This is a genomic window from Hyphomicrobium sp. (assembly GCF_047600905.1).
GTDB lineage: Bacteria > Pseudomonadota > Alphaproteobacteria > Rhizobiales > Hyphomicrobiaceae > Hyphomicrobium_B.
The window spans coordinates 1387050-1408818 of record NZ_JASGKD010000001.1 but is presented as its reverse complement, the minus strand read 5'-3'; the positions used below and the strand labels follow the sequence as shown (position 1 = coordinate 1408818).

Genomic DNA, 21769 nt, shown 5'->3' with positions numbered 1-21769 from the left:
AAAAACCGGCCCTTTCCCCGCTGTCCCATCCTGTCGCAGGAGCGCCCGACCGCGGCGGCTTGCCAAAGGCGCCCAAAGCCGCTTATACGGTCCCCCTTGCTGCCGACGGACGCTCCCTTCGTCTATCGGTTAGGACGTCAGATTTTCAATCTGAAAAGACGGGTTCGACTCCCGTAGGGAGCGCCAAGGTTTTTCAAGGGCTTAGCCTTTCTTTTTTTTTCATTCTGACTACCCGTCGGGCGGCCTATTCTGACTGTCGCACCGGCTTCGTTCGCGTCGACCCATTGACGACGTTTTCGAGCGGCTGATACGCGTTGACGTTCGGTTCGCTTCACGTAGAGACGAGCCGCTTGCGGGGTCTTGTGGCCTGACAATGTCATGACGCCTTGTTCGGTCAAATCGGCATCGCCGAGTTCCGTCATGCCGCCATGCCGGCAGGCGTCAAGCGTGACATGCGAAGCGAGTTTCGCCGCTGCTCTGGCCTCGCGCACCCGGCGTTGAGCGTAAGCCATGGAATAGGGACGTGCCGGCCCTCGTTCACCTGAGGTCAAAGCGATGGGCAATCCGCGGCGTGGCAAGTCGCCGATGTAGGACTCAAGCTCAGGGTAGAGCAGGCCTGTCTCATCTTCGAGCGGCATCCACAGGACTTCGCCGGTCTTGTGATGAAAGACGCGGACATGCTTTGGCCGATCCGCGGGCCGATAATCTGCCCAAGTAATTTTGCCGCCGAGAACGTTTTCAGGCCGCTGCAGCCACTCGAAGCAAATGAGCGCCGCGGCGCCCAGATGCGGTTCGCCGAGTTCCTTGAGCTTATGAGCAAGGCTATACGCCTCGGCGCGCGTGGCGGCAGGCTTGGACTTCTTCGTCAGAATCCTGAGTACGCCACGCCAAGGATTCTCTGCCGGCACCGAGGCGGGATGCGTCCGATGAACGACATCCCAAGCACGGCGCGCAATATCGATCGAAAGGTTGGCCTGACGGATGCGTTTGCCGCGGGGGCCGTTCTGAAGCATCGCATAAAGCTTATCGACGGCCGCCGGCGTGATCGATCCCGCCGGAAGGTTTGCGACGAGATCCCCCGTCTTCGTCTTCAGATCCTCGATGCGCTTGAGGGCGCGCTTGTATTCCGGGCGGCTGCGCTCCGAAACGCGCTCAAAAGCCGGAGAGCGACGATAGCGCTCGAACAGCCACCCGAGGGTGCCAAACCGAGGCCCGGCATCCAGCGACTTGAAGTCGCCTCGGCCCTGGCGCCAGGAATCCAGATGCTTGTTGAGGAGCTCGGCGCGCGCGATCGCCACCCCATAGTCGGTTCCGAGTGCCTCACGATGGAGGGTGCAGCCCGATAGCAGATCTCTCTTGTGAGGGCTCCAGTAATACGCGGTACGATGATCCCTGAGCCGTTTGCCGAGCATATACCTCGGCCAGTTGGCTGGTTTTCGCATGCGCGTCAGAGCACCTCCGAAGCATCGGCGATTCGATCGATCCGAGCGGACAACCGATCGATTGATTTGTCGAGATCTTCCCTGAGCCAAAGCTCGCCGCGTCCACGAACGTTCACAGGTTTCGGGTAGACCGAGCCGACACGACGTCGAAACGATTCGACCGAAACTTCGTCGAGGTAGGCTGCGGCCGTCGTGGCACGCATGAAGCGAGGCCAAGTTTCACCGGGAATCTGCGGTATACGCGTCATATGCTGGTTCCTGTATGCCGGCAGCGGCTCCCGTCCAGGCCTGCCAAATCGATCAATTGAATGCGTCCTCGATTGAATTCCGGTCGCGATACGCCACTGCAGAACGGTGAAGGTCGAGCACTTGCTCCACAACGTCGAGAATTTGCCCTCTGCGCTGAAGTTCAGAAGCGTCCCGGAAGGCACGAACGATTGGAGCGGCGTGCTCGTAGGGAACTTTGGCGAGAAGGCTTTCGAGTGCCTCCATGTCGGTTTCGGTCATCACGAGAATGACGCGTGACGCGTCCTGATCTGGCCGCGGAGTGGCGTTCATCAGATTTTGAAAAAAGGGCATGGGGATTTCCTCAGAACGGAATGATGTCGTCGCCAGCGGTGCCGAAACCTCGTGCCGATTCATTCGAGGCCGAGCGAGGTGATGCAAAGGCTTCCGTCTGCCGCGGCTTCGCCGGCGCAGGAGAAAACTTCAACTCCCAGATCGGATGGCCCTCGTCGTCCGTGTCGTTGGTCTTGAGCACCGCGATTTTGACGCCGCCCATTCGGCCGGTCATGTACGGATTGCCCTTCGCGGAAGTCCGCTCGTAGAGCCGCGTCACGCTGATGCTCGGCGGGAACTTGTCGTTAGATTGCTCGGACATGATCGGCCTCCTCTGTGGATGAAATTTCGCTGATCGTCGGCGCCGCAAATGCCTCCAGTGCCGGACCGCAATAGCGCGTGCTGTAGGCGCGCCGGCTCTGGCCCGACAACTCGCGCTCCCTCAGGAACTGGCGGATCTTTGGCTCGGCCCATGCCCTGCGATTTGGCGAGATGAAGATTGGCTCAGGGAATAATCCTTGCCTGATGAGGCGGTCGATCTGGCGGGTCGAGAGCGGAACGACCTCGCGAACTTCCTTGATGGACAGCATGCGATGCAGGCCCGGGATATTCGCGATACTCTGTGGAAACACGTGAGAAGTTTTCTCGGTCATTGATCGTTATCCTCGTCTTGCAGGATTTCGTAGCCGATGCGCCCAATGCGGAATCGATTGAGGGCGGAATCGTGGATCATCTCGCAAAGGGTGGGGCGCCCCATCGTCTCGTGGTCTTTGACCTTGTCGATGTGGAGCAACGTGGGGCCATGGAGATTGCGCCACATGCAGAAACCGATGTCGGCCTTGTTGCCCCAGTTGGCGCTGTCGGCACCGTCGTTGAGCGTCAGCAGCCCGTTCTTCTGCAGCCGCTTTTCGACGCCGTCTTTCGGCGGATGAAGCGCACAAATCATCAGCAGATTGTAATCATCCGCGAGCTGCTTCAGCCGCATGATGAAGTTGCCGATGTAGTCGGTCTTTGCCATGCCGCGCGGAACCTGATGGTCGATCTCGTTGACGGGATCGATCGCCGCGACACGAATACCGTAAACGCGTGCGGCGAATTCGATGCGGTCGACGATGCGATCGGCATCGAGGACAGTGTTGCGCTTGCGTCGAAGAAACACAGCGGCGCGATTGAGCTCGGCATCGGCCAGACTGATGTCCTGTTCGTTCCAGGTCTCTTCAACGGTCCCGATGAGGTGACGGCGCAGGTCGCGCTGGAATCGCGGTTTGACCTTCTCTTCGAAGGACGTCAGCAGAAATCGCCAGCCGTGCAGCCGCCAGAGATTGATCAGCAGCTGCCGGAGAAAGATTGATTTACCGGATCCATACGGTCCGATGATCGGGATGAATGCCGGCGTCGTGAGACGGAGGCCGTATCGATCGAGTTCGGGAAAGCCCGTTTCGAAAAGCTTGACCGGGCCAGGATCTGGGATGTCGTCGAGACGAGCGACTTCGTCGATCCACATCGGCTTGGCCGCGAGCACGGCGGCGGGAATGTTTCTCGCATGATCGGGCACGTAAGCCCATTTGCAACGGTCGTCGCCGACGTTGATGGCGATATCATCTCTGAGCGCTTCTCCACCAGGTGGGATGAGGATCACGTACGAGTCGAAGAAGGAAAATTCCGTGCGGAGCTTGCCGTCCTTGTCGAGGAGAAGTTGGGGAGCGGACACGTCGCTGACATGGCGCAAGCCTTGTACGCGGCACTCTTCGGCGAGCGCCTCGCCCAATGTCAGGATCATAGGTTCGGGCTGGCGGAAGTGCTGGTTCATTGCACCGCCTCCGCCGCTTTCGGCACCCATTTGCCCGGACCCCAACGCGACGGAACGAAGGTCATGTTCGACCGATCGACCTTTGGCGACGGCGAGGACGGCGCGTAGTTGCCCTCAAGGATCTTGGCGTAGTTTTCGGGTTTGACGATCCAGTCGAGGTTTGGTCGCCAACCGCGATCGTTCTTGCCCCGAAGAAAATCGCTGGCGCGAAGGTTGGCGAGGATGGTTACCCAGCTGCCGGCGCCGTGTTCGCGACGCCGGGCGTTAATCGACTTGCGTCGACCGGGCGTAAGCGAGGTCGCGACGGGCAGTCCGATTTCCTGTGCAGCCTGATTGTAGGAAACGAATGCGCCGAGAGGGTCTGTCGAAGTGGTTTTCGATGGGATGAGTTCGAAGGTTTGATCGCGAGCGTCAGCGAGGCGAATTTCTCTTTCAGGTTCCTCTTTCGGTTCTTCTTTCGGTTCTTCTTTCGGTTCTTCTTTATATAGAAGGCTCACAGTGAGCCGGGGGGCGGTATCACAGTGAGCCGGGGCCAGTTCACAGTGAGCCGGGGGCGGCTCAGGGTGAGCCTCAGTGGGGGCGCAGTGTGAGCCGCTGGTAGGAGTCACTCTGGGTTGTCCAGAGACAAACAAAAGCTCGATCACGACCACCCGCTTTTGGCCGGCATCGAGGTCCTGTTCGGATCGTCGAATGAGCCCTTTGCGCTCGAGTTGAGCCAAGCCGCGCTTCACAGACGCCAGTGAGAGACCGGTGTCTTCGATGAGCTTTTTGCGTGAAGGCCAGCAGCGGCCGGTTTTGTCGACTCGGTTCGCGATCGCCCACAACAGAAGCTTTTCGGTCGGCGGCGCCGAAATTGGCTGAATGTATTCAAGCGCGGCAATGCTCATGCCGGCCTCCCACATAGAACAAAATTCAGGGCACGACGAACCATCTGTACGTCGACAGTGCAGGGGGGCCAATCGCCCGACGCCAGATTGGCAAGACGGCTACGAACGGATTGATGGAGAAAACGACCGAGGGAATGGCACAGTACTAACTGAGCTGCGGCCCTCGTATTGATTTGACTTCGGTAGCTGTGCATCTGAGTTCCTTCTGAATTCCAGAAGGAACGCCTTGCTTTCGTCACGCCGCACAATTAAAAGAAAGACGTTCCAGACAAATTTGATTTGGCAGCCGCTACCGAATGCTAGTCGGGGCGGCTGTTTTTCTTTTGGGATATGAGCCCGAGATCATGCTGCGACCTGCCTTTCGGCGAGCCAGAACGCGATACTGGACGCCCGCCAGGCGATGCGCGATTTTCCAATTTTGATTGGTCGTGGAAGAGTTCCTGCCTCAACCATCCTGTAGATGGTGGTGCGACTCAACGATGTCGCGCGGGTGAGCTCCCGCAGTGTTAGCAAACGATCGAGGGTTGGTGCGGAATAGGCATTCGTGGGTGAAATAGTAGTCAGTTCCATCGTGAAGTCCTCGGGTGATTGCCCTAGTCCACGACGGTACACGCTAGGATGTTCGGTAGACCCCCCGGGGTCTACCGATTATTTTTGTTCTTCGAGTTTCGTCTGCGCTTCCTTGGAGAGCTGCAGCGAGATCAAAACACAGTGTTCAACGTCGCGCTTGTATAGCTCCCTCCAGTTCGGAAGAGGCTTTTCCAACCCCTTCACCCAATCGCGCGCTGCTAGAAATTGCCGCTTTGCCGTCCGATCAAGAGGGATTGCGTCGCTGTCCGGTTGCTTGCGGTCCTCAGCTTTGATCCAGCGCTGGATCTTACTAGCTTCAGCTTGCAGAGCTTCTTCTACGGACTTTTCATCGGCGGGTAGGGGCGGAGCCTGAAGTTTAAAAACATCCCATATGCGCGAGTAGGGCTGCATTCCCCTGTCCACATCTCTAGCGACTTGCAAGCAACAGACAGAAATATCGTCGCCCGTCATTTTCTGGCGCCATATTGCACAGAACATCGCTCTTGCCCGCGCTTCGTACCACTGGGACGCATAGGGGTAACCGGCGCTTTTCGGTGGAATCAGGGGACTGGATTGATTGCCTTCGAAAACCTGGTCGAGCAACGAAACTCCCTGAAGACAAAGATGAAGTTCGGGAAAGCCCGCATCGGTCGCTCTTGCGATGAGTGATTGCAAAGCGAGGCTGATTGCAGCGCGTTGGTCATCCAGAAACGGCGAGGCAGCTCCCTCGAGCGCAGTTGCCGCCATGTCCACTGGCGGCAATTCCCGATACGCAGCCAAAGTTATCGAAGGATTAGTCGAGTCCTCGCTAGCGAAGACGACTTTTGACCGAGATCTGCGTTTTTCGTGACGGCAATCCCGAAGGCGCTGCTCAATTGCCGAACGGCTGGCTTTTTTGACAAGCTGCACTAGCGCTCTCCTCGCGCCTCCAAAGGTGGAAGCGCGGCTTCAGAGCAGTGGAGTGCTGCTCCTTTCGGATGGCCGTCCTAGCCGCGCGGTCGAATCCTGACTGCTTTGCGGAGTCCTGTCAGCATGGAGAGTGCGCTGGACCGCCCGCTTTCCCCGTTTTCCCCGGATCTGTGGAAATCCGCTGCCCCACACCATCAAGGGAGGTTTGTGTGGTACTGGATTTCAGTATATGGTGGCTTGATGGAATTCGAGAGCGATCCGGCCAAGGCGGCGAGCAATGTCGTGAAGCACGGCATCTCGTTCGAGGAGGCGCAGGAAGCGTTCGGCGACCCCAATCGTCTCGAATTCTATCGACCGCGCGGCGGCGAGGATCGGTATGTGATGATCGGTGCAAGCCCGAACAATCTGCTGGTCGTCGTTTATACCGAGCGCGGGAAGAAAATTCGGATCATATCGGCTAGAAGGGCCACGAAGGATGAAAAAGCGACCTATCGAAGACGATGACGACGACGCGCCCATGACCAAAGCGGAACTGGGAAAACTCAAAAAGGTGTCGCCGTTCAAACAGGTGCGGTGGAAGCTTGGTCTATCGCAGGTCGAGTTCGCGGAGCGCTTCGGTATTCCATTGGGCACTTTACGCGATTGGGAGCAACGAAACCCAAAGCTCGACGGAGTCCGCCGAACCTTATTGCAGGCCATCGAGATGTATCCCGAGCAGATGGCAAAGGCGGCAAAGAAGGCAGCCGCCTAACGCAGACTAACGATCAGAGAACAAGACACTCCCGAGGTCCAAAAGTTTTTTGCCTGGTTGTCGGCTTCCCGATTGTCCGTTCGTCTTGATATTGAGGTGGCCAAGACGGCGAAGGCCATCGTCTTTAGGGAGGCCTCATGGGCAGGGTGCGGGTAGCGGGTTTTGCAGTCTCCATCGATGGCTTCGGAGCAGGTCCCGACCAAAGCCTGGAGCACCCGATGGGCAAGGGCGGCGGGGAACTGCATCAATGGTTCTATCCGACGCGGGCGTTTCGATCGATGGTCGGAAAAGACGGCGGGACGGATGATCGCTTCGCCAGTGCTGCGATGGAAGGTTTCGGCGCTTTCATCCTGGGTCGCAATATGTTTGGGCCGGCAGGAGACGATTGGGGCGGCCCCAACTGGAGAGGCTGGTGGGGCGAAAATCCACCGTACCACGCGCCGACATTCATCCTCACCCACCATGCCAGGCCGCCCATTGAGATGGAGGGTGGCACGACGTTTTATTTCGTCACCGAGGGGATCGAGTCCGCGCTCGCTCAGGCCAAGGCTGCAGCTGGCGATCTGAATGTGAAGATCGGCGGCGGGGTTTCGACGGTCCGTCAGTATCTGATGGCAAGAGCTATCGACGAATTTCACCTCGCGATGTCGCCCGTCATCCTGGGCCGAGGCGAAAACCTGTTCACGGGCGTGGACCTGCCAGGCCTCGGTTATCGGGTGAGCGAGGTCGTTCCCACAGAGCTTGCTACCCACATCGTGCTGGCGCGTTGAATGTAAATTCCAGCTACCGATCACTTGCTGTGAGCGGTTCGCACGTTGGCGAGCAACTGCTGACCTTCGCTCGCATCGACGAGATCGGCTCCTGTGAAGCTATTGTCGTACATCACGACATACGCTGTAGCAGTCCCGACGTTCACGTCTATACCCGCGTCGCTCGAAATGCCGTAGTCGCTTCGACCAGAAAGTTTTACCCGAACGTTCTGCTTGCCTGGCGCAACCGATGTATGCACTGCGTCGCAGATCTTTAAGTCTCCGATCTTCTTTCCGTTTACGAAGATCGGACTCGACGAGTTCGTCCAATCTGTCATGAAGCCGGTTAGGACCGATATTGGAGCGCAGCGCGAAAGCACGTACAGCTCTGTGCCGCTGGCATCGTTTGTCGCGAGCGCGGCAAACGTCGGGGTAAAAGTCCACAGAATTGCGGTTTTCACCGATCGTCTCCGAAATTTCTGAGACCCGCCCAGAGCGCTAAAGTTCATCGAGTTGACGCCGTGCGACTCGGAGGATTGCAGCAATTTCACGTTTCAATCCGACGACCTCGTTTGTATGCAGCCCCGATTTGTAATTTCCGTTGCGCTCGCCTTTCGGAGCACCCGCCTTGCCGCCATGGTAATAGCAGACCTTACGACCGCGCATCGCGGGGGCGAGGCAGGCCTTTTGAGATCTTTTTGATTTCGCGCTGCAGCGCGGCGCTCTGCGGAGATTGGCGAGTCTGATTTCTTTGCTTTGCGGAGCTTGATTCATGAGATCGTCTCTCTGGGTCTGCCTCCGGGGCAACTTCGTTCACTCGATGATGATACACATGATGATGCTGAGCGCCGTTGAGCCGGAGGTTTCTGAGGCTGTCAACCTGCGCCGCAAAGGTCCGGGCTAACTTGGCAAGGCTGCTGTTGGCCCAATGCTGGTGCTCCCGCATTTGAGCAGTGGCAGCGGCTTCGCCGGCCTTCATCGTTCCCAGCTGCACGGCGACCATCTGAACTGCCAGCATGGCTTCGAGTTCATTCTGCGGGCTGATGCCCTGGATCATGGCCATGGCTTGACTCAGCTTTCCGGCGTCGAAGATGCCGAAGCGGTCGGTTGCGATTGATCTCAGCTGGTCGAGCATGGCGTTCGAAAATTCGTAGTAACCGGTCGAGAAGCTATCCATCGCGACAAGACGGGCCGCCACGTGATCCTTGTCATGATCGGCGCTAATCATCCGAACCGCGCCGGACTCCTCGTCTTGACGGAATGTCATCTGGCTTTTCGCGTCGGGATCAGCGCGGCGCTCGAGGTAGCGCTGCGCGGCCGCGCTTTCGTGGGGTGAGGGGAAGAGATCGAATTCGGTCTGGATCTCTTTCAGCGCCGCGCGGCGTTTGGGATAGCGCTTTGTGGGAGCGCCTTTCGCGGCGGTTTCTCCGCACTCGCGGATGAATTCAGCGATCGCGCTGTTGTCGGCAGTATCGGGCTCTTTGAGCGTCATCGCTTGTCCGATCTCGGAGGGGGTTCGGAATCAACGCAACGCTACTCATACAACTATGACTTGTTTGCCCGTCTCTGGCGAGGGCCTGAGTGCAGCGCTTAGGAACGCTTTTTGCGGCTCTTTAGGCCTTCCGCGACGAGCTCACGCACGATCTGACCGAAGTCGGGCTGCTCGTATTCGCGTTCCGCGCGGATGGCGTCGATCTCACGCATGATGGCTTGAGAAAATCGCACAGTGCGCGCGGTCATCAAAGCTTCGTTTTCGAGCGGAGGCCGGCCACGAGCAGGCTTTTTGGGCATCAGATCCATTTCCATGACTTTCACCTTAGCGTAGTAGCCGGATAAAGTCTCTCAAATCACAAAAAATTGATTCGACATGTGTGGATTCCGAATATTGGCTCATCGATTTATGTAGCCGATTAAATTATAATAGACTCAGTTACAAGCTGAACAGGCCCCCTCCCGAGCCGAGACGCCACGCAAGAGATGCCAAAACGGGCACCGCGAAGCGGCAGGGTTCAAAGACGACAAAAAGGGGATTTCCGGCAGCCGGATCACAGGTCGAAAGGCCGGATGGCGAAGCTTTGCCTCGGTCTCGTGGCGTCAGGCGCCACCTGATGATGACCGTCAGAATTTAGCGGCCCCGATCGGCGCGGACACGTCGACCGAGGCCTTTGTCTCAATCCTCACAGGAAGGATCAAAGACGATGACAGACTACCCGGTGCTCGGACTTCTCACAATCATCGCGCCGTGCCTCGTGCTCGGCGTGTTCGCGACCTTCGCGATCTGGTTCGGAGACCAATAATCCACGTTTCTCATGGTGTTGCGTTCGGACCTATCGGGCCCTCTACCCGGTAGGTTCGCGCCCTGCGCCATGCAGGAAAATGAAGTGGCCCGACACGGTGCTTGAACACCGCGCCGGGCCTTTGTCTCAACCCTTGCTAGATCAAGGATTTCAACATGACCTTCCATATCACGTCGGCGAAAGGCCTGGCTACCTTGACCGGTGCCGGCATCCTCTTCGCTGCCACAAACGCCAACATCCTGCAAACGGGTGGCTGGCAAACGTCGCATGCGATACTCGTGGCTTCGCTCAGTCTCGGCGTTTTCGCCGGGGCGCGCGTCATTGGTCAGGGCGCCGGTCAAATGGCGCTTGTGATCATTGCCGCGCTGGCTGCGGGTGAGACCTACAACTTCTTCGCGACCGGGGAGCGGACGGTCGTCGAACGCGAGGCGGGAGCAGCCCCACTGCGGGATGCTCTGGCCAAGCACACCGCGGCGGTCGTTAAACTTGCCGCGCTCGAACAGGCCGAGCCGACCTCGGCCCGTTTGAACATCGCCCGCCAGGCGAAAGCCGACGCGGATGACGCGGTGACGAAGGAAGCATCCGACGGCTGCAAATCGGAATGTCGCCGTAAGCAGGGTCTCGCCGACAAGGCGCAGGCCGAGCTCGTGGCGGCTGTCGCCGAAGCAGAGCAAATGCACCAAGCCGGCGTCGAGGCAGCAAGGGACGCCGTCGAGGCCAATCCACTGCCGGCCTCAGCAACACCGCTCGCCGACCGGATCGGATGGGCACCATGGGCGCTCGATTTGTTCATGGCGGCGCTGCTGTCCTTCGGATCGAACGGTCTCGCCGGTGTCCTCATCGCCTTCGGGGCCGCATCGGACGAGGAGAAGGGGAGCACAGATCGAGCGCAAACCGACTTCAATCCGGAAAACCTGCATCACTTGATCCGGTTCTTTCGTCCGGACCAGGACAACGGGAACGGCGGATCCGGTTTCAGTCCGAGTCCGAAGCCCGGACCCATCGGACCGACCGGACTGAGCAAGGAGCAGGCTCTCGCCGATCTGCTCGATCGGCTGGGGCAAGGCCTGACAATCCCGAGCCAGGATACGCTCGCCTCGGACTGGGGACGCCCAAAGCAGACGGTCTCGGACTGGCTCAAGGAATGGCGCCGGATTGGAATTATTCCGCCGCCGATCCGCACCGGGCGGTTCAAGGCGACGGTCGGGGGACGTTGCAAGGCCACAATAGCAATCTAAGCGTGGAGCGGATCGGCCTCTGGTGTGGGCCAGAGGTCGATCCGAACCCGCAATTATAAAGCAGTACGCTCTCCGCTATACCTCTCCAAAATAATGTATACGGAGCAATGCCGCCAAGTGGTATGGACAAGTGATCGACAGGTTTAAGGGTGGGATCTGATGCATCATCCAGCGCAATCTGAAAGTGCGACGGAAGTCGAGGACATGATGCGGGAGGCGGCACGCCTCGACGAGCTTCTCCAAAAATTTCCGTTAGCGACCTGTCTGCCGGCGTGGGCAGTCGAAAAACGTCAGCGCGGGCCACGTCAGAGCGAGGGATAGATCGCCGGCGGACGGAATTCCTACGATCCAAACGTTTGCTTAGCTTCAGATCATTTCGAGGCTTACGCCGTCGCAGCTGCTCAATATTGCGTTGCGGTGATCCAAATTAGCCATCCGGCATGTTCCCGTCGTTGCCGCTCCTGACCACTTCGTTTAACACTGTCCTACATTGGGACAGAACGGGTGGTGTTGTGCTGCAATTGGTTGAAAGACGCTCCGCGGAAATCCGTCCGACAAAACTTGGCGCAGAGGTCATCGAGCGTTTCATCGTTGATACCTGCGAAAGCCGCCCGGAATTGTCCGAGGCTTGCGTCGCGATGGAAAATGAAGTCTGGGGCGAATTGGAATTTCTCGACTATACGGCGGCCCATCACGATCATTACGAGGAACTTCTGGAGCGTCATCCTGAATGCCACCTCTGCATGACCGACGCAGAGACCGGTGAACTCGTCGCAACGGGAATGTGCGTTCCGATCAATTTGGCGAACGACATCGCGCTTCCCCGCGAAGGCTGGGATTGGATCGTCGATACCGCAAGCGTTCAGAAAGGGCATTTTGCAAACTTCATCGGAGCTCTTTCAATTTCGGTGCCCGAGGCTCATCGACATCGCGGGCTCGCGCGAGATCTCGTCAAGGCCATGCGTGTCGTTGCCGGGCTGCATGGCTGTACGGGAGTAGTCGCGCCAGTTAGACCAAGTGAAAAAAAGAACCATCCCTTCGTCGACATGAAACAGTATGTCTCGTGGCGCGATGATCGTGGCCGGATCTTCGATCCGTGGCTGCGAAGCCACGTGGCCGCCGGCGGCGTCTTGAGAAGTGTTTGCGACCGCTCGATGGTTGTCGAGCAGCCGATCGAATTTTGGAAAGACTGGGCGGCTGGCGAAAGCCTTGATCGGCGGGGAATGATCACACTGAAAGGTGGCTTGGCACCTCTTTTTGTCGATCCCGGCAAAGGGATCGGATCGTACATCGAGCCCAACGTCTGGGTGTGGCACGCCGTCTGAGAAGAGATCTATTGCACCGCCAAGATCGCTTGCATCATGCCGCGTGTTCGTGCTTCTCCGGTGCAGAATCTGTTTTGGTTTCGGTCAGCACCTGAGCAACTTGGCGCAGTTCATGCGGCCAGATTGGCTTGGGAAGATAATTCAATCGATCGGCTGGACCGGCCACGAGTAGGAAATCCTCATAGCTATAGTCCGAGAACGCCGTCACGATGACGATATGAACGTTCTTGTCGAGCTGCCGAATTCTTCGCGCCGTTTCATAGCCGTCAATGCCAGGCGGCATACGAACATCGAGAAAAATCGCAGTGACGGGATCGTTGGCTTCAAGGGAACGCCGTACTTCCGACACAGCGTCGAGACCCTGATCGAGAAACTGAATCCGCCACCCGTGCTCTGGGTCTTTCGCGCCGCTTTCACCGAACAATTCGGCTTCAAGATCGTCGAGACCCTGATCGCCATCGCCTTCTGATGGGGGCGGTTCCAGGACAAGTCTATAGGCGGCCGCTACAGACGGATCGTCGTCGACGACCAACAGTCTGGGCGTGTCGGTCTTGCGCATCACGCTGCCTTCCGTTCGATTTCCGAAGGCTTGCGAAGTTCGATTATGATCGTTGTTCCATGTCCGATTCCATCGCTGGCGGCAGAAATCGTACCACCAAGCAATTTGGTGGCGTTGGCACACCAGTGAAGACCAAGACCACCGGATCGTGCTGATCTGGTGCTATCCCCCTTCTGAAAGATCGTAGCCAACCGATCGCCGGATATGCCTTCGCCATTGTCGGAAATTGCGATGCGGACGCCATCGCTCGTTGCATCATCGACGGCTATCTCCACACGCCCGCGTTGCGATTGATTTTGAACCGCCTCAGCGGCATTGAGGAGAACATTCGTCAGAATCTGGCGAAGGACGATGCCGTTTGCCAATACCGAAGTTGAGGAGGACGGAACGACAACCTCGACGTCGCGCTCCGCAAGCAAAGTCGTTGCCGAGACGCTCGACTTTATCAAGGGCAGAAGATCTGTCGGCTCAACGTTGACACTTCTCGTCGCGTAGCGCTCGAACTCCGAGACCATATCGATCACATTGCGGCTGGCCGCATTCAACTCCGACAGCAACGAGCGCGTTTCCCTCGCTGAATGCTCGAGCTTGCTTGCGTTTCCAACCAAATAAGTCTCGAGTTTTGCGCGGCGTTCTGGCGATGTCGTGGGATTTCCATACTCCGATGTCGCCGTCGCGATCTTATCGAGCCAGGAGGTCGAATAGATCTTCTCGATCTTCCATGCCGCCGCGGTAATGGGGGTCAGTCCGTTTCTGACGTTGTGCAATGTCCCGGTCGCCCACTCGGAAAGACCCGCCAGATATGCGCTATCTGCCAACGCGTCTCGCAGATGATTGACCTGCTCCGCCATCAAGTTGAATGAGGTGGCGAGCTCGGCGATTTCGTCATTGTTGTCCGTTAGCGACGTTCTTTGGATGGTTCCGCTCGCGCCGGCGACTGCCATATGCTGTTTCAGCGCTTCGATCCGGCTGACGACGCTGTGACGTAGGAAAGCCCACAGCACGACATTGCCCAATAGAAACGCAATCGCCATCAAAACGAGTGCCGATCGGATTGCCGAAGCGCCCGCGTGGCTGACATCCCTAGGTGAGGAGACATTCAGTTTTACCAGCGGATTTCCGCCGGCATCTTCGATCACCGAGGACGTCTGAAGCTTATTAGGAAGCACGTCGAGACTGACTGTGGTGTCTGCCTTATCTGTACTAGAGGCCAAATTCTCGATCGTAAAATTGACGCCGGTCAGCTGCTTCAGAGCGTCGACGTCCAATTTCTTGGCCGAAATGACGCGTCCCATCGGAATGCCCGAGCGATCGCTTTTGAGAACCGGAGAGATCGCGACCAGCAGCAAGCCTTGCGAAGATCTGACAAGGCCTTTCTTCGCGAAGGGGGCTTGGCCATTGATATTTGGATGGGCCTTGCTGAAGTTCGCAAGTTCGTCCAATACGCCAGGCAGAGCTTCTTGTGTTTCCAGGTTATAAGCCGCGCCCCATCGCACCTTGTCTGCAGCGTCAAGGAAGATAAGAACGTTTACTCCGAGGTTTTCGACCGCTTTGAATTCTGGTTCGAGATTCGATTTGATGAACTCGTCGGTGTTCTGGCCTTGAACGAAGCCATAACTCTCGTCCCAGAAAGCGTAATCTTGGGTCGCGGTCTGAAGTTTTTCGGTCGCCGCATCGAGCGCGTCGAGCACGCGGGCATGATTGAGACGGGCGTTGGATTGTTCGATCTCATCAAAGCGGGGTTTGATCGTCGTTTCCAGCACGATAAACGCGGCCAGCGTTCCACACGCAAGCACGGCCACGAGTGCGGCGTTCAATTTGGAGGCGATGCGCACGTTACTCTCCGGATCTGGTCGGAGGGTATCGTGATGAAAAAGCGTTTTCTCATGGTGAACAAAAGTTGTTGTGAAGCAGAAACACCGGCGGTGCCGTGCATCATGCTTAAGAATTCGTTGCGTCCGGGACGAGACTAACGTCGGTGTCCTTGCTAATAAGCGTCGCTCATAGAGAATTCTGAGAGAATATTGGCGCCGCATGGGATTGGACAGAAGTAGGCGGCTTCATCGCTCCTTCAATTCGATCGTTAGTGAAATAGTAATATTGGCGGCCTTGGCGGCTCCGATTATCCTCGGCCTCATTGGTGGAACCGCTTTCAGCGTGATCGATTCCTACATGCTGAGTCCGATTGGCGAACTCGCGCTCGCCTGTGCGTCCCTTACCAACAGCGTGCTCATCATTTTTTTTTCAGCACTGTTCGGACTTGCAAGTCCGGTCAGCATTTTAGCGGGAAAGGCATTTGGCGCCCGTGCCGACGAACTCATCGCGATCGCGTGCAGCGATGGGCTCCGCGTAGCTCTGATTGGTGGGATATTGGGGGCGGTCATCATGCTCGCGTTATTGCCAGCGATGGCGCTAGCCGGTCAGCCGCCAGAGGTGATCGCGGCTCTTCCCACATATTGGATATTGATGGCTCTGTCGCTGATTCCGTTTTCTCTATCGATGGTGATAAAGCTTTTGCTCGACGCGATCGGCCGGCCATGGATCGCGGCCCTTCTTTCGTTTGTACCAGTTGCGGTCGTCATCCCGCTCAACTGGCTTCTCATTTACGGCCACTGGGGATTTCCGGCTTTAGGACTCGCCGGTGCGGGCGCTGCAACCCTCGTCGCACAGTCAGTGGGATTTCTCGCGATGCGCCTCTATATCATTTGGCGCCAAAGACTCGATATTCGCATCTTAGACTTAGGCAACCGAGCCGGCGTGGTAGAATTCGCTCGGCACGGTCTGCCTATGTCACTTCAATATCTCGCCGAGAGCAGTGCAGTCGGTGTGATCGGAATACTTGTCGGGCTTTTCGGCTCGGCGGCGTTGGCTGCAAATCAAGTCGCCCTTTCTCTGGGTGAGTTGATTTACATGGTTCCCCTCGGCCTCGCCGGTGCGGTCGGAATAGTAATTGCGCAAGCACTAGGCGAAAAAGCTGATGCTAGGGTTCGCGCCATTGGAATCGCGAGCTTTGTTCTTGTCCTACTGGTGACCGTCCCGTTGAGTGCCATGATGATCTTCGGTGGCGCGGCGATCGCCGAGTTCTTCGTTCATGAAATGGCGGTCAAAACGCTTCTGGTCGGTCTGCTGGCCACGATCGGGGCAGTTCAAATATTTGATGGACTGCAGTCGGTCGCCCTAGGTGCTCTCAGAGGGTTGTTAGACAATCGATGGCCGACTACGATCGCCCTCACGGCCCATTGGATCATAGCAATCCCGATGAGCGTCCTACTCGGGTTCGCTTTTAACATGGGGCCAATCGGGGCTTGGAGTGGGTTCGGCGCAGGTGTCCTGTTTGCCGCGGTTCTCTTGATAGGACGCTTCTTACGACAGAGTCGCCGAATGACGGACTTTGCGTAGTCGCCTAGTACGCGCGCTGCTACGCTGCGGCTGCATCGCCGGCTTTGGAGCATTGATCTCCGAGTAGCGCGCCGAAACTCGCTTCGGTTATCGGCTTCGATAGAAAGTAACCCTGCATGTGATCACAACCGACGGCAATGAGAAATTCCTTTTGGTCTTCTGTCTCGACGCCCTCGGCGGTCACAGTCAGTCCGATCGCATGAGCCATATTGATGATCGCCCAAATAACCGATCGCGATGACGACGGCTGCAAGAATGAGCGGTCAATTTTCACACAATCCACTTGCAAAGCGATCAGATTATTCAATGAAGAATAGCCCGTGCCGAAATCATCGAGAGCGATCCGAACTCCGGCCTTGCGGAGAACATTGAGCGCCTTCTTGCTCGTCGCGTTGGAGCTGTCGAGAAGAGCAGTCTCCGTGATTTCAAGTTCGAGCTTCCGCGGCGACATGCCGACTTCGAGGAGAATGTCGAAGACCATCTCCGGAAAACCGGGCTGAGAAAGTTGAAGTGGAGAGACGTTCACTGCGACAGTATCCAAGCGCCAGTCTTTTGCAGCTCGGCAGGCCTCCCGCAAAACCCATTCGCCCAATCTTCCAATCAGTCCGGCTTCTTCCGCGATTGCTATAAAGTCGAAGGGAGACACCAGACCACGAGACGGGTGGTTCCATCGTATCAGAGATTCAACGCTCGCTATGCGAAGATCGCTCGATGCGTAGACCGGTTGGAAGTAGAGCTCGAGCTCATTTCCCTTGTCGAGCGCGCAGCGAAGTTCGGCTTCCAACTTCTGCCGCTCGACAAGTTGTTTGCTCATATCTTCGGAAAAGATCTGATATTTCTGACCGCCTCTTAGCTTGGCCTGATAAAGCGCAATATCTGCTTTTCGAAGAAGTTCGCTCGGATCGCGGCCATCTTGAGGGGCCATTGTGACGCCGATACTCAAGCCGACCATAGCTCTCTTATCGAGAGTTTCGAAGGACTCGGAGGCGGAACGCAAAAGACGCTCGCAGATATCGACAAGATCGTCGGCTGACGAGAGGTTCGTCTTCAATATTGCGAATTCGTCGCCGCCCATGCGTGCGATGAAGCCGTTGTTCGATATGGCTTCGCCAAATTTCTCGGCAAAGTACACGATCAGTTCGTCTCCGACGGCATGTCCGAGTGTGTCGTTCACTTGTTTGAAGCGATCGAGATCAAGGAATAACACAGCCAGAGTGCCATTATTGGCTGACTGGTCAGAAAGCGCGGCGTTGAGCTTCTCGATGAAAAAGGCGCGATTGGGCAATCCCGTCAATGCATCGTGCAGGGCGAGATGGCGCGCATGCTCCTCGCCGGCGACAAGATCGGCGCAGGTATTACGTAGCCGACGTATAACAAAAAACATCGCGACTGAAATCGCGCCGAGACCTAGGGCAAGAAAGGGCATGATCTCGTGGAGAATCGATCGTCCGGGCAATTCGGACTTCCAAACCAGATTGCCGATTCGAATTTTGTCGCGTGAAACAACCGGATAAGCGGTCTCACCCGGTTTTAATTCGTTTGCATTCGAGAACCGCGCACCGGAGAGGAGGTATTTTGCTTCAAGATTAGTGGGAAAACTCGTATCGAGATAGCGAACGCTAATGAGGAGTGCTTCGCTCCCTCGAGCTTGCGAAACGGCATCTGAATGCGGCACGAGCGGCATGACGCTGACTATTGAAGGATGGGTGTCAACATATGCGATGTCCACCGAGCGTGGAATTCGTGTGTCACCCTTTTGAAAGCGATCGAGCGCTCCATCACTGATCTGCTGTCGAAGATCGCGAACGAGCTTCATAATCTCCGGAGTGAGATCCTTCGCATTGGCCTTGGCCGATTTACCATCTGACATTTCGTAGAGTAGACGATCGCCAGAATCTAAAACATATGCGCGGTCGTGTTTGAAGTATGTCGACATCCAGACGCCAAGATTGACGTCCACCCAGTTGGCGTTGAAGACGTTGCGCACATTGTTGACGGAGTCATCCCAGATTGCCACGCTTTCTTGATCGTAAGGGATCTTCTGAATTTCACGATCAAGTGCACTCGCGGCCATTCGCATCTGTCGCGATTTGGAGATGTCATCGCTTCGGTGCGCCGACCATTCGACCGACGTCATAAGAAGTGCGGCGGCAGCCAAGGTCGTGAGGGCGGCGGCGAGCGTCAATCGATGCATGCGCTTCAGAACGGCGGCATCGCCATCGCCCTGCGCTGACAATGATTCTCGAATGATTTTCACGCCGCTTCGCTTTCAGCCCGCTCAAATTACGTAAAGATTAAAGGGGCTTCCTTAATAAAAAGCCGAACCGCCATAGTTAAATAGACGTTACAGGACTGATCAAAGGTGTTCCCACCCGCGCGGAGTTTAAGAGTCTCGCAGGCTGCAGCATGACCAGCTAAGCGTCAGGCAGCGGAATGCCAGATCATCGTCCGGTTGCGACCGTGCTTTTTGGCTTCGTAGAGCATGCTGTCGGCGCGATTGACGAGATCGACAGCGTTTTCGCCGTCCCGGATATCGGCAATGCCAAACGAAGACGTCAGCTTCATTACGACCGTGCTCGAATCGTTCCAGGGGTGAGATTGGATTGCGAGTTGGATTCGCTCTGCGATCTCATAGGCATTCCCCAACGGAGCTCTCGGCAATATGATCGCAAACTCCTCTCCGCCGTATCTCGCGATGAGATCCGTGGCGCGTACCATTCCGCTAAGCAGCTCGGCGAATTGGCGAAGCACCGCATCGCCGGCGCGATGCCCGAATTCGTCATTGATCAGTTTGAAGTGATCGATGTCGACCATCATCAGGCAAAGTGGCGTTTCTTCCTGGTGAGAAAGCGCGACTTGCTTTTCAAGTTCTTCGTCGAATTTGCGCCGATTAGCGATGTTCGTGAGAGGATCAACGGATGCCAGCTTTTCAGCATTCTTCGCTCTTCGACGCAGCTCTTTCGCCTGCGTTTGCGCGCGTTCCAGCCGACGCTCAAGTTCCGCGGTTTCGCGCCTATAAGCTTCGTTTGAGACAATAAGCGCCTGAATGGCGGAGCGAAGTTCCGGCTCCGAATTGACAGCTTTCAGACGACCACTCAGCGCGTCTAGATCGTTCGTGTGTCGTTCGGAAGATTTAATTTGCTCGCCGACCAAAGCTAGGAATTGGGCGAATTGCTTTTCGAGTTCGCCGCGGGCCGCCATGACGTTTTGGGGCAGCGCATCCGAAGATTTTGACCTCGATTTGCCGTCCTCAAAGCGCATCAACGCGTAGAGCGTCGATGGAATGATGATGACTGCAGAGAGCAAAAAGAGAAGTTTAGGATCGGCGCCCGCAGCAGAAATGGCACCGCTCTGCGTGGTCGGCAAAGCGATGATCGTAACGATTGCACCGAAAATGATGCCGGAGAAAACGGCCGGCAAGAGCCAAAAAGTACGCATGTGTGAAATCCCAATAGGGGGATCATCGCGGAAACTGTTTAAAAGAGTCTTTGTGCGGACGAATAGGAGATCAATAGCTTTCGTGAAAAGCGTTCAATGAGTTCGGGCTTCTCCTGAACGATGACCTACTAAAGTCGGCCGGTCGATTTCGTTAAACAGTCCGAGAGAGGTTATCGAACCCCGACTTCTTTCGCGGGAAAGCGTCCCAGTCACCAATTGTCTGTTGATCAAACTCCTCTGCCAGTTGACCGGTCATGGGATACGTGCACGCAGTTTTGGATGGGGGAACAACGTGACTATACGATAGATGCGATGAGAGCGTTTGCTGCGCTCTCAGTGATGATGTTCCACTTCACAATCGGCAAGCCAGAGTTAGGAGAAGCTTTCTTTCACTACGGCTCGCTTGGAATTTATGTGTTCTTTTTTATCTCCGGCTATGTGCTGCCGCAGTCGCTTCTTGCGGCCGACTACTCGCTCGGCAATTTCCATCGATTTCATTTTGAAGCGGCTCATTCGGCTACATCCGCCGTACGTGGCCGCCGTTGCGTTGGCGATCGCCGTTCCGTTCGCGCTCGGCCATCACGAAAGGATACCGTCAGCTGAAGCAATCACGAGCCACCTCGTTTATATGAATGGGATACTTGGATTGCCTTGGGCGAATATCGTCTTTTGGACCCTCGCTCTTGAATTCCAATTCTATGTTCTGCTGGGACTGGTATTCCCGCTCGTGGTCTCGCCGAATCTCATTATTCGGGTCGCAGTAATTTCTGCGATCCTGCTGCTTTCAATTTCTTCCCCGGTCCCTAGTCCCGCCACGAGCGCGCACTTCGTGATCCCCTTCTTGCCCCTATTTAGTGCGGGCATCCTGGTCTTTTGGCTGCGCAACAATATGGTGTCTTGGCCGACCTTCTGGGCTCTAATTTTGGTGAATCTTGCCGCGCTGCTCTATCAATTCGAACCACTAGCGTTCATATCGGTGAGCGGCGCGGTACTTTGCACCTTGTTCGCTCGCTTACGTAGTGCGCTGTTCTTGCCGCTTTCGCGAATTTCATACCCTGTTTATCTCGTCCACGTGCCGTTTCTCTTCCTGCTTTACGTACCGCAAAGAGTGCTCGGTCCCGGTGTTGGACGCGAAGAGATAGGATTGTTTCTTGCCGCAAGTGGCACCCTCGCGGGCGGGTATTTGATGCACAAGCTCATCGAAGCGCCATCACAGCGTCTGTCATCTCAAATAAGATTTTCATCAAACGACCGCCCGGCAATATGTGGGGCGACTAGCAGAAAGACACCACACTGACGGTGGCACGCTGTTTGGTCGTGTCTATTCTTTGACACCAAATGTCGGAGTTCCAAATGTCAAAATCCAAGAAGCTCAAACAAGCACGCTACAAGCCGCCACCGCTTTTCGTAATTGAGCCGCAGGCAGCAATCCTGACGGGCGTGAAGGACAGCGAATGTCGCGCGGCTCTTGGCCTAACATCGCAAGACGGAAAAACGGCCCTTGTCCGGCTTAGAAAGGAATTTCTTAGCGAATTCGCGACCGCCGCCTTTGGCGCCATCGGCCTTTCTCAAAAACCCATAAATCATACTTCTGAGGCGCTTCCCACGATCATATCGAGGACTATTCCAGCCGATGGCTTGCGGGTTCTTCCACCCGAAGGCGCTAACGCACCTGTTGGCCACGCGGTACTCGAGATTTCGATTGGCGACGTGCCGATGCAGTTCAGCGCGCCGAGCGAGGTTTGGAAGGAAATGTTTGCCGTTCTCGCAAGCGCAGCCACTCCGGATAAATCTCATCACTAAAAGGCGTTTCGCTTCGTCCAGCTAACCTTAAACC

At 56.5% G+C, this 21769-nt stretch carries 25 protein-coding genes and 1 tRNA gene; 11 read left to right on the top strand and 15 right to left on the bottom strand.

Annotated elements, in window-relative coordinates:
- Nucleotides 1-111: 111 nt before the first annotated feature.
- Nucleotides 112-186, top strand: a tRNA-Glu gene (locus QM780_RS06970).
- Between the two features lie 740 nt (nucleotides 187-926).
- Nucleotides 927-1346: a hypothetical protein gene (locus QM780_RS06965; protein WP_415069752.1), complete on the top strand. Its 420-nt coding sequence runs from the start codon at nucleotides 927-929 to the stop codon at nucleotides 1344-1346.
- A 101-nt stretch (nucleotides 1347-1447) separates the two neighbouring features.
- On the opposite strand, the gene QM780_RS06960 is transcribed toward QM780_RS06965, so the two are convergent.
- The 8 genes from QM780_RS06960 to QM780_RS06925 form a co-directional block, all read right to left on the bottom strand.
- Nucleotides 1448-1690, bottom strand: coding sequence for a hypothetical protein (locus tag QM780_RS06960; protein ID WP_415069751.1), 243 nt, complete (start codon nucleotides 1688-1690; stop codon nucleotides 1448-1450).
- A gap of 52 nt (nucleotides 1691-1742) precedes the next feature.
- Nucleotides 1743-2021: a hypothetical protein gene (locus QM780_RS06955; RefSeq protein ID WP_415069750.1), complete on the bottom strand. Its 279-nt coding sequence runs from the start codon at nucleotides 2019-2021 to the stop codon at nucleotides 1743-1745.
- 10 nt (nucleotides 2022-2031) lie between these two features.
- Nucleotides 2032-2322 carry a hypothetical protein gene (locus tag QM780_RS06950; RefSeq protein WP_415069749.1) on the bottom strand — a complete coding sequence of 97 codons (291 nt, stop codon included), beginning with the start codon at nucleotides 2320-2322 and terminating at the stop codon, nucleotides 2032-2034.
- Complete coding sequence (locus QM780_RS06945) at nucleotides 2306-2653, bottom strand: helix-turn-helix transcriptional regulator (protein WP_415069748.1); 348 nt, start codon at nucleotides 2651-2653, stop codon at nucleotides 2306-2308. The genes QM780_RS06950 and QM780_RS06945 overlap by 17 nt, the downstream gene beginning before the upstream one ends.
- On the bottom strand, nucleotides 2650-3810 hold the full coding sequence (locus QM780_RS06940; protein WP_415069747.1) for an ATPase domain-containing protein: 1161 nt from the start codon (nucleotides 3808-3810) through the stop codon (nucleotides 2650-2652). The genes QM780_RS06945 and QM780_RS06940 overlap by 4 nt, the downstream gene beginning before the upstream one ends.
- Nucleotides 3807-4697, bottom strand: a complete 891-nt coding sequence (locus QM780_RS06935; protein ID WP_415069745.1) for a helix-turn-helix domain-containing protein — start codon at nucleotides 4695-4697, stop codon at nucleotides 3807-3809. The genes QM780_RS06940 and QM780_RS06935 overlap by 4 nt, the downstream gene beginning before the upstream one ends.
- A 342-nt stretch (nucleotides 4698-5039) precedes the next feature.
- Nucleotides 5040-5267 (bottom strand): helix-turn-helix transcriptional regulator, encoded by a 228-nt coding sequence (locus QM780_RS06930; protein ID WP_415069744.1) that lies wholly within the window; start codon nucleotides 5265-5267, stop codon nucleotides 5040-5042.
- Between the two features lie 78 nt (nucleotides 5268-5345).
- Nucleotides 5346-6176 carry a hypothetical protein gene (locus tag QM780_RS06925; protein ID WP_415069743.1) on the bottom strand — a complete coding sequence of 277 codons (831 nt, stop codon included), beginning with the start codon at nucleotides 6174-6176 and terminating at the stop codon, nucleotides 5346-5348.
- Nucleotides 6177-6416: 240 nt separating this feature from the next.
- Between QM780_RS06925 and QM780_RS06920 the strand changes: the two genes are divergently transcribed.
- The 3 genes from QM780_RS06920 to QM780_RS06910 all read left to right on the top strand — a co-directional run bounded on the left by QM780_RS06920 (nucleotide 6417) and on the right by QM780_RS06910 (nucleotide 7697).
- Nucleotides 6417-6680 (top strand): BrnT family toxin, encoded by a 264-nt coding sequence (locus QM780_RS06920; protein WP_415069742.1) that lies wholly within the window; start codon nucleotides 6417-6419, stop codon nucleotides 6678-6680.
- Nucleotides 6652-6927, top strand: a complete 276-nt coding sequence (locus QM780_RS06915) for a helix-turn-helix domain-containing protein (protein ID WP_415069741.1) — start codon at nucleotides 6652-6654, stop codon at nucleotides 6925-6927. Before QM780_RS06920 ends, QM780_RS06915 begins: the two co-directional genes overlap by 29 nt.
- Before the next feature lie 137 nt (nucleotides 6928-7064).
- Nucleotides 7065-7697: a dihydrofolate reductase family protein gene (locus QM780_RS06910; RefSeq protein WP_415069740.1), complete on the top strand. Its 633-nt coding sequence runs from the start codon at nucleotides 7065-7067 to the stop codon at nucleotides 7695-7697.
- Nucleotides 7698-7717: 20 nt separating this feature from the next.
- Here the strand turns inward: QM780_RS06910 and QM780_RS06905 are convergent, their stop codons facing one another.
- The 3 genes from QM780_RS06905 to QM780_RS06895 form a co-directional block, all read right to left on the bottom strand.
- The gene (locus QM780_RS06905) at nucleotides 7718-8137 is read right to left on the bottom strand and encodes a hypothetical protein (RefSeq protein ID WP_415069739.1); all 420 of its coding nucleotides are present in this window, start codon (nucleotides 8135-8137) and stop codon (nucleotides 7718-7720) included.
- A 191-nt stretch (nucleotides 8138-8328) separates the two neighbouring features.
- Nucleotides 8329-9168: a hypothetical protein gene (locus QM780_RS06900; protein ID WP_415069738.1), complete on the bottom strand. Its 840-nt coding sequence runs from the start codon at nucleotides 9166-9168 to the stop codon at nucleotides 8329-8331.
- A 98-nt stretch (nucleotides 9169-9266) separates the two neighbouring features.
- Nucleotides 9267-9476, bottom strand: a complete 210-nt coding sequence (locus QM780_RS06895; protein WP_415069737.1) for a hypothetical protein — start codon at nucleotides 9474-9476, stop codon at nucleotides 9267-9269.
- 652 nt (nucleotides 9477-10128) lie between these two features.
- Here QM780_RS06895 and QM780_RS06890 point away from each other — a divergent pair.
- On the top strand, nucleotides 10129-11211 hold the full coding sequence (locus QM780_RS06890) for a hypothetical protein (protein WP_415069736.1): 1083 nt from the start codon (nucleotides 10129-10131) through the stop codon (nucleotides 11209-11211).
- Between the two features lie 512 nt (nucleotides 11212-11723).
- Nucleotides 11724-12536 carry a GNAT family N-acetyltransferase gene (locus QM780_RS06885; protein ID WP_415069735.1) on the top strand — a complete coding sequence of 271 codons (813 nt, stop codon included), beginning with the start codon at nucleotides 11724-11726 and terminating at the stop codon, nucleotides 12534-12536.
- 34 nt (nucleotides 12537-12570) lie between these two features.
- Here QM780_RS06885 and QM780_RS06880 read toward each other — a convergent pair whose 3' ends face one another.
- Together QM780_RS06880 and QM780_RS06875 are read right to left on the bottom strand one after the other, a co-directional pair.
- The gene (locus QM780_RS06880; RefSeq protein WP_415069734.1) at nucleotides 12571-13095 is read right to left on the bottom strand and encodes a response regulator; all 525 of its coding nucleotides are present in this window, start codon (nucleotides 13093-13095) and stop codon (nucleotides 12571-12573) included.
- Complete coding sequence (locus QM780_RS06875; RefSeq protein ID WP_415069733.1) at nucleotides 13095-14930, bottom strand: CHASE4 domain-containing protein; 1836 nt, start codon at nucleotides 14928-14930, stop codon at nucleotides 13095-13097. Before QM780_RS06875 ends, QM780_RS06880 begins: the two co-directional genes overlap by 1 nt.
- Nucleotides 14931-15129: 199 nt before the next feature.
- On the opposite strand from QM780_RS06875, the gene QM780_RS06870 reads away from it, so the two are divergent.
- Nucleotides 15130-16494, top strand: coding sequence for an MATE family efflux transporter (locus tag QM780_RS06870; protein ID WP_415069732.1), 1365 nt, complete (start codon nucleotides 15130-15132; stop codon nucleotides 16492-16494).
- Between the two features lie 19 nt (nucleotides 16495-16513).
- Here the strand turns inward: QM780_RS06870 and QM780_RS06865 are convergent, their stop codons facing one another.
- A complete protein-coding gene (locus QM780_RS06865) occupies nucleotides 16514-18730 on the bottom strand; it encodes an EAL domain-containing protein (RefSeq protein WP_415069731.1) in 2217 nt (738 codons plus the stop codon).
- Between the two features lie 185 nt (nucleotides 18731-18915).
- Nucleotides 18916-19932, bottom strand: coding sequence for a diguanylate cyclase (locus QM780_RS06860; RefSeq protein ID WP_415069730.1), 1017 nt, complete (start codon nucleotides 19930-19932; stop codon nucleotides 18916-18918).
- A 279-nt stretch (nucleotides 19933-20211) separates the two neighbouring features.
- Between QM780_RS06860 and QM780_RS06855 the strand changes: the two genes are divergently transcribed.
- From QM780_RS06855 to QM780_RS06845, 3 genes are read left to right on the top strand one after another with little or no spacing between them, the layout of a single operon-like run.
- Entirely contained in the window at nucleotides 20212-20535 is a 324-nt protein-coding gene (locus tag QM780_RS06855; protein WP_415072082.1) for an acyltransferase family protein, read from the top strand.
- Nucleotides 20432-21229: an acyltransferase family protein gene (locus QM780_RS06850; RefSeq protein WP_415069729.1), complete on the top strand. Its 798-nt coding sequence runs from the start codon at nucleotides 20432-20434 to the stop codon at nucleotides 21227-21229. Before QM780_RS06855 ends, QM780_RS06850 begins: the two co-directional genes overlap by 104 nt.
- A 56-nt stretch (nucleotides 21230-21285) precedes the next feature.
- Nucleotides 21286-21735 carry a hypothetical protein gene (locus QM780_RS06845; protein ID WP_415069728.1) on the top strand — a complete coding sequence of 150 codons (450 nt, stop codon included), beginning with the start codon at nucleotides 21286-21288 and terminating at the stop codon, nucleotides 21733-21735.
- The last annotated feature ends 34 nt before the right edge of the window (nucleotides 21736-21769 follow it).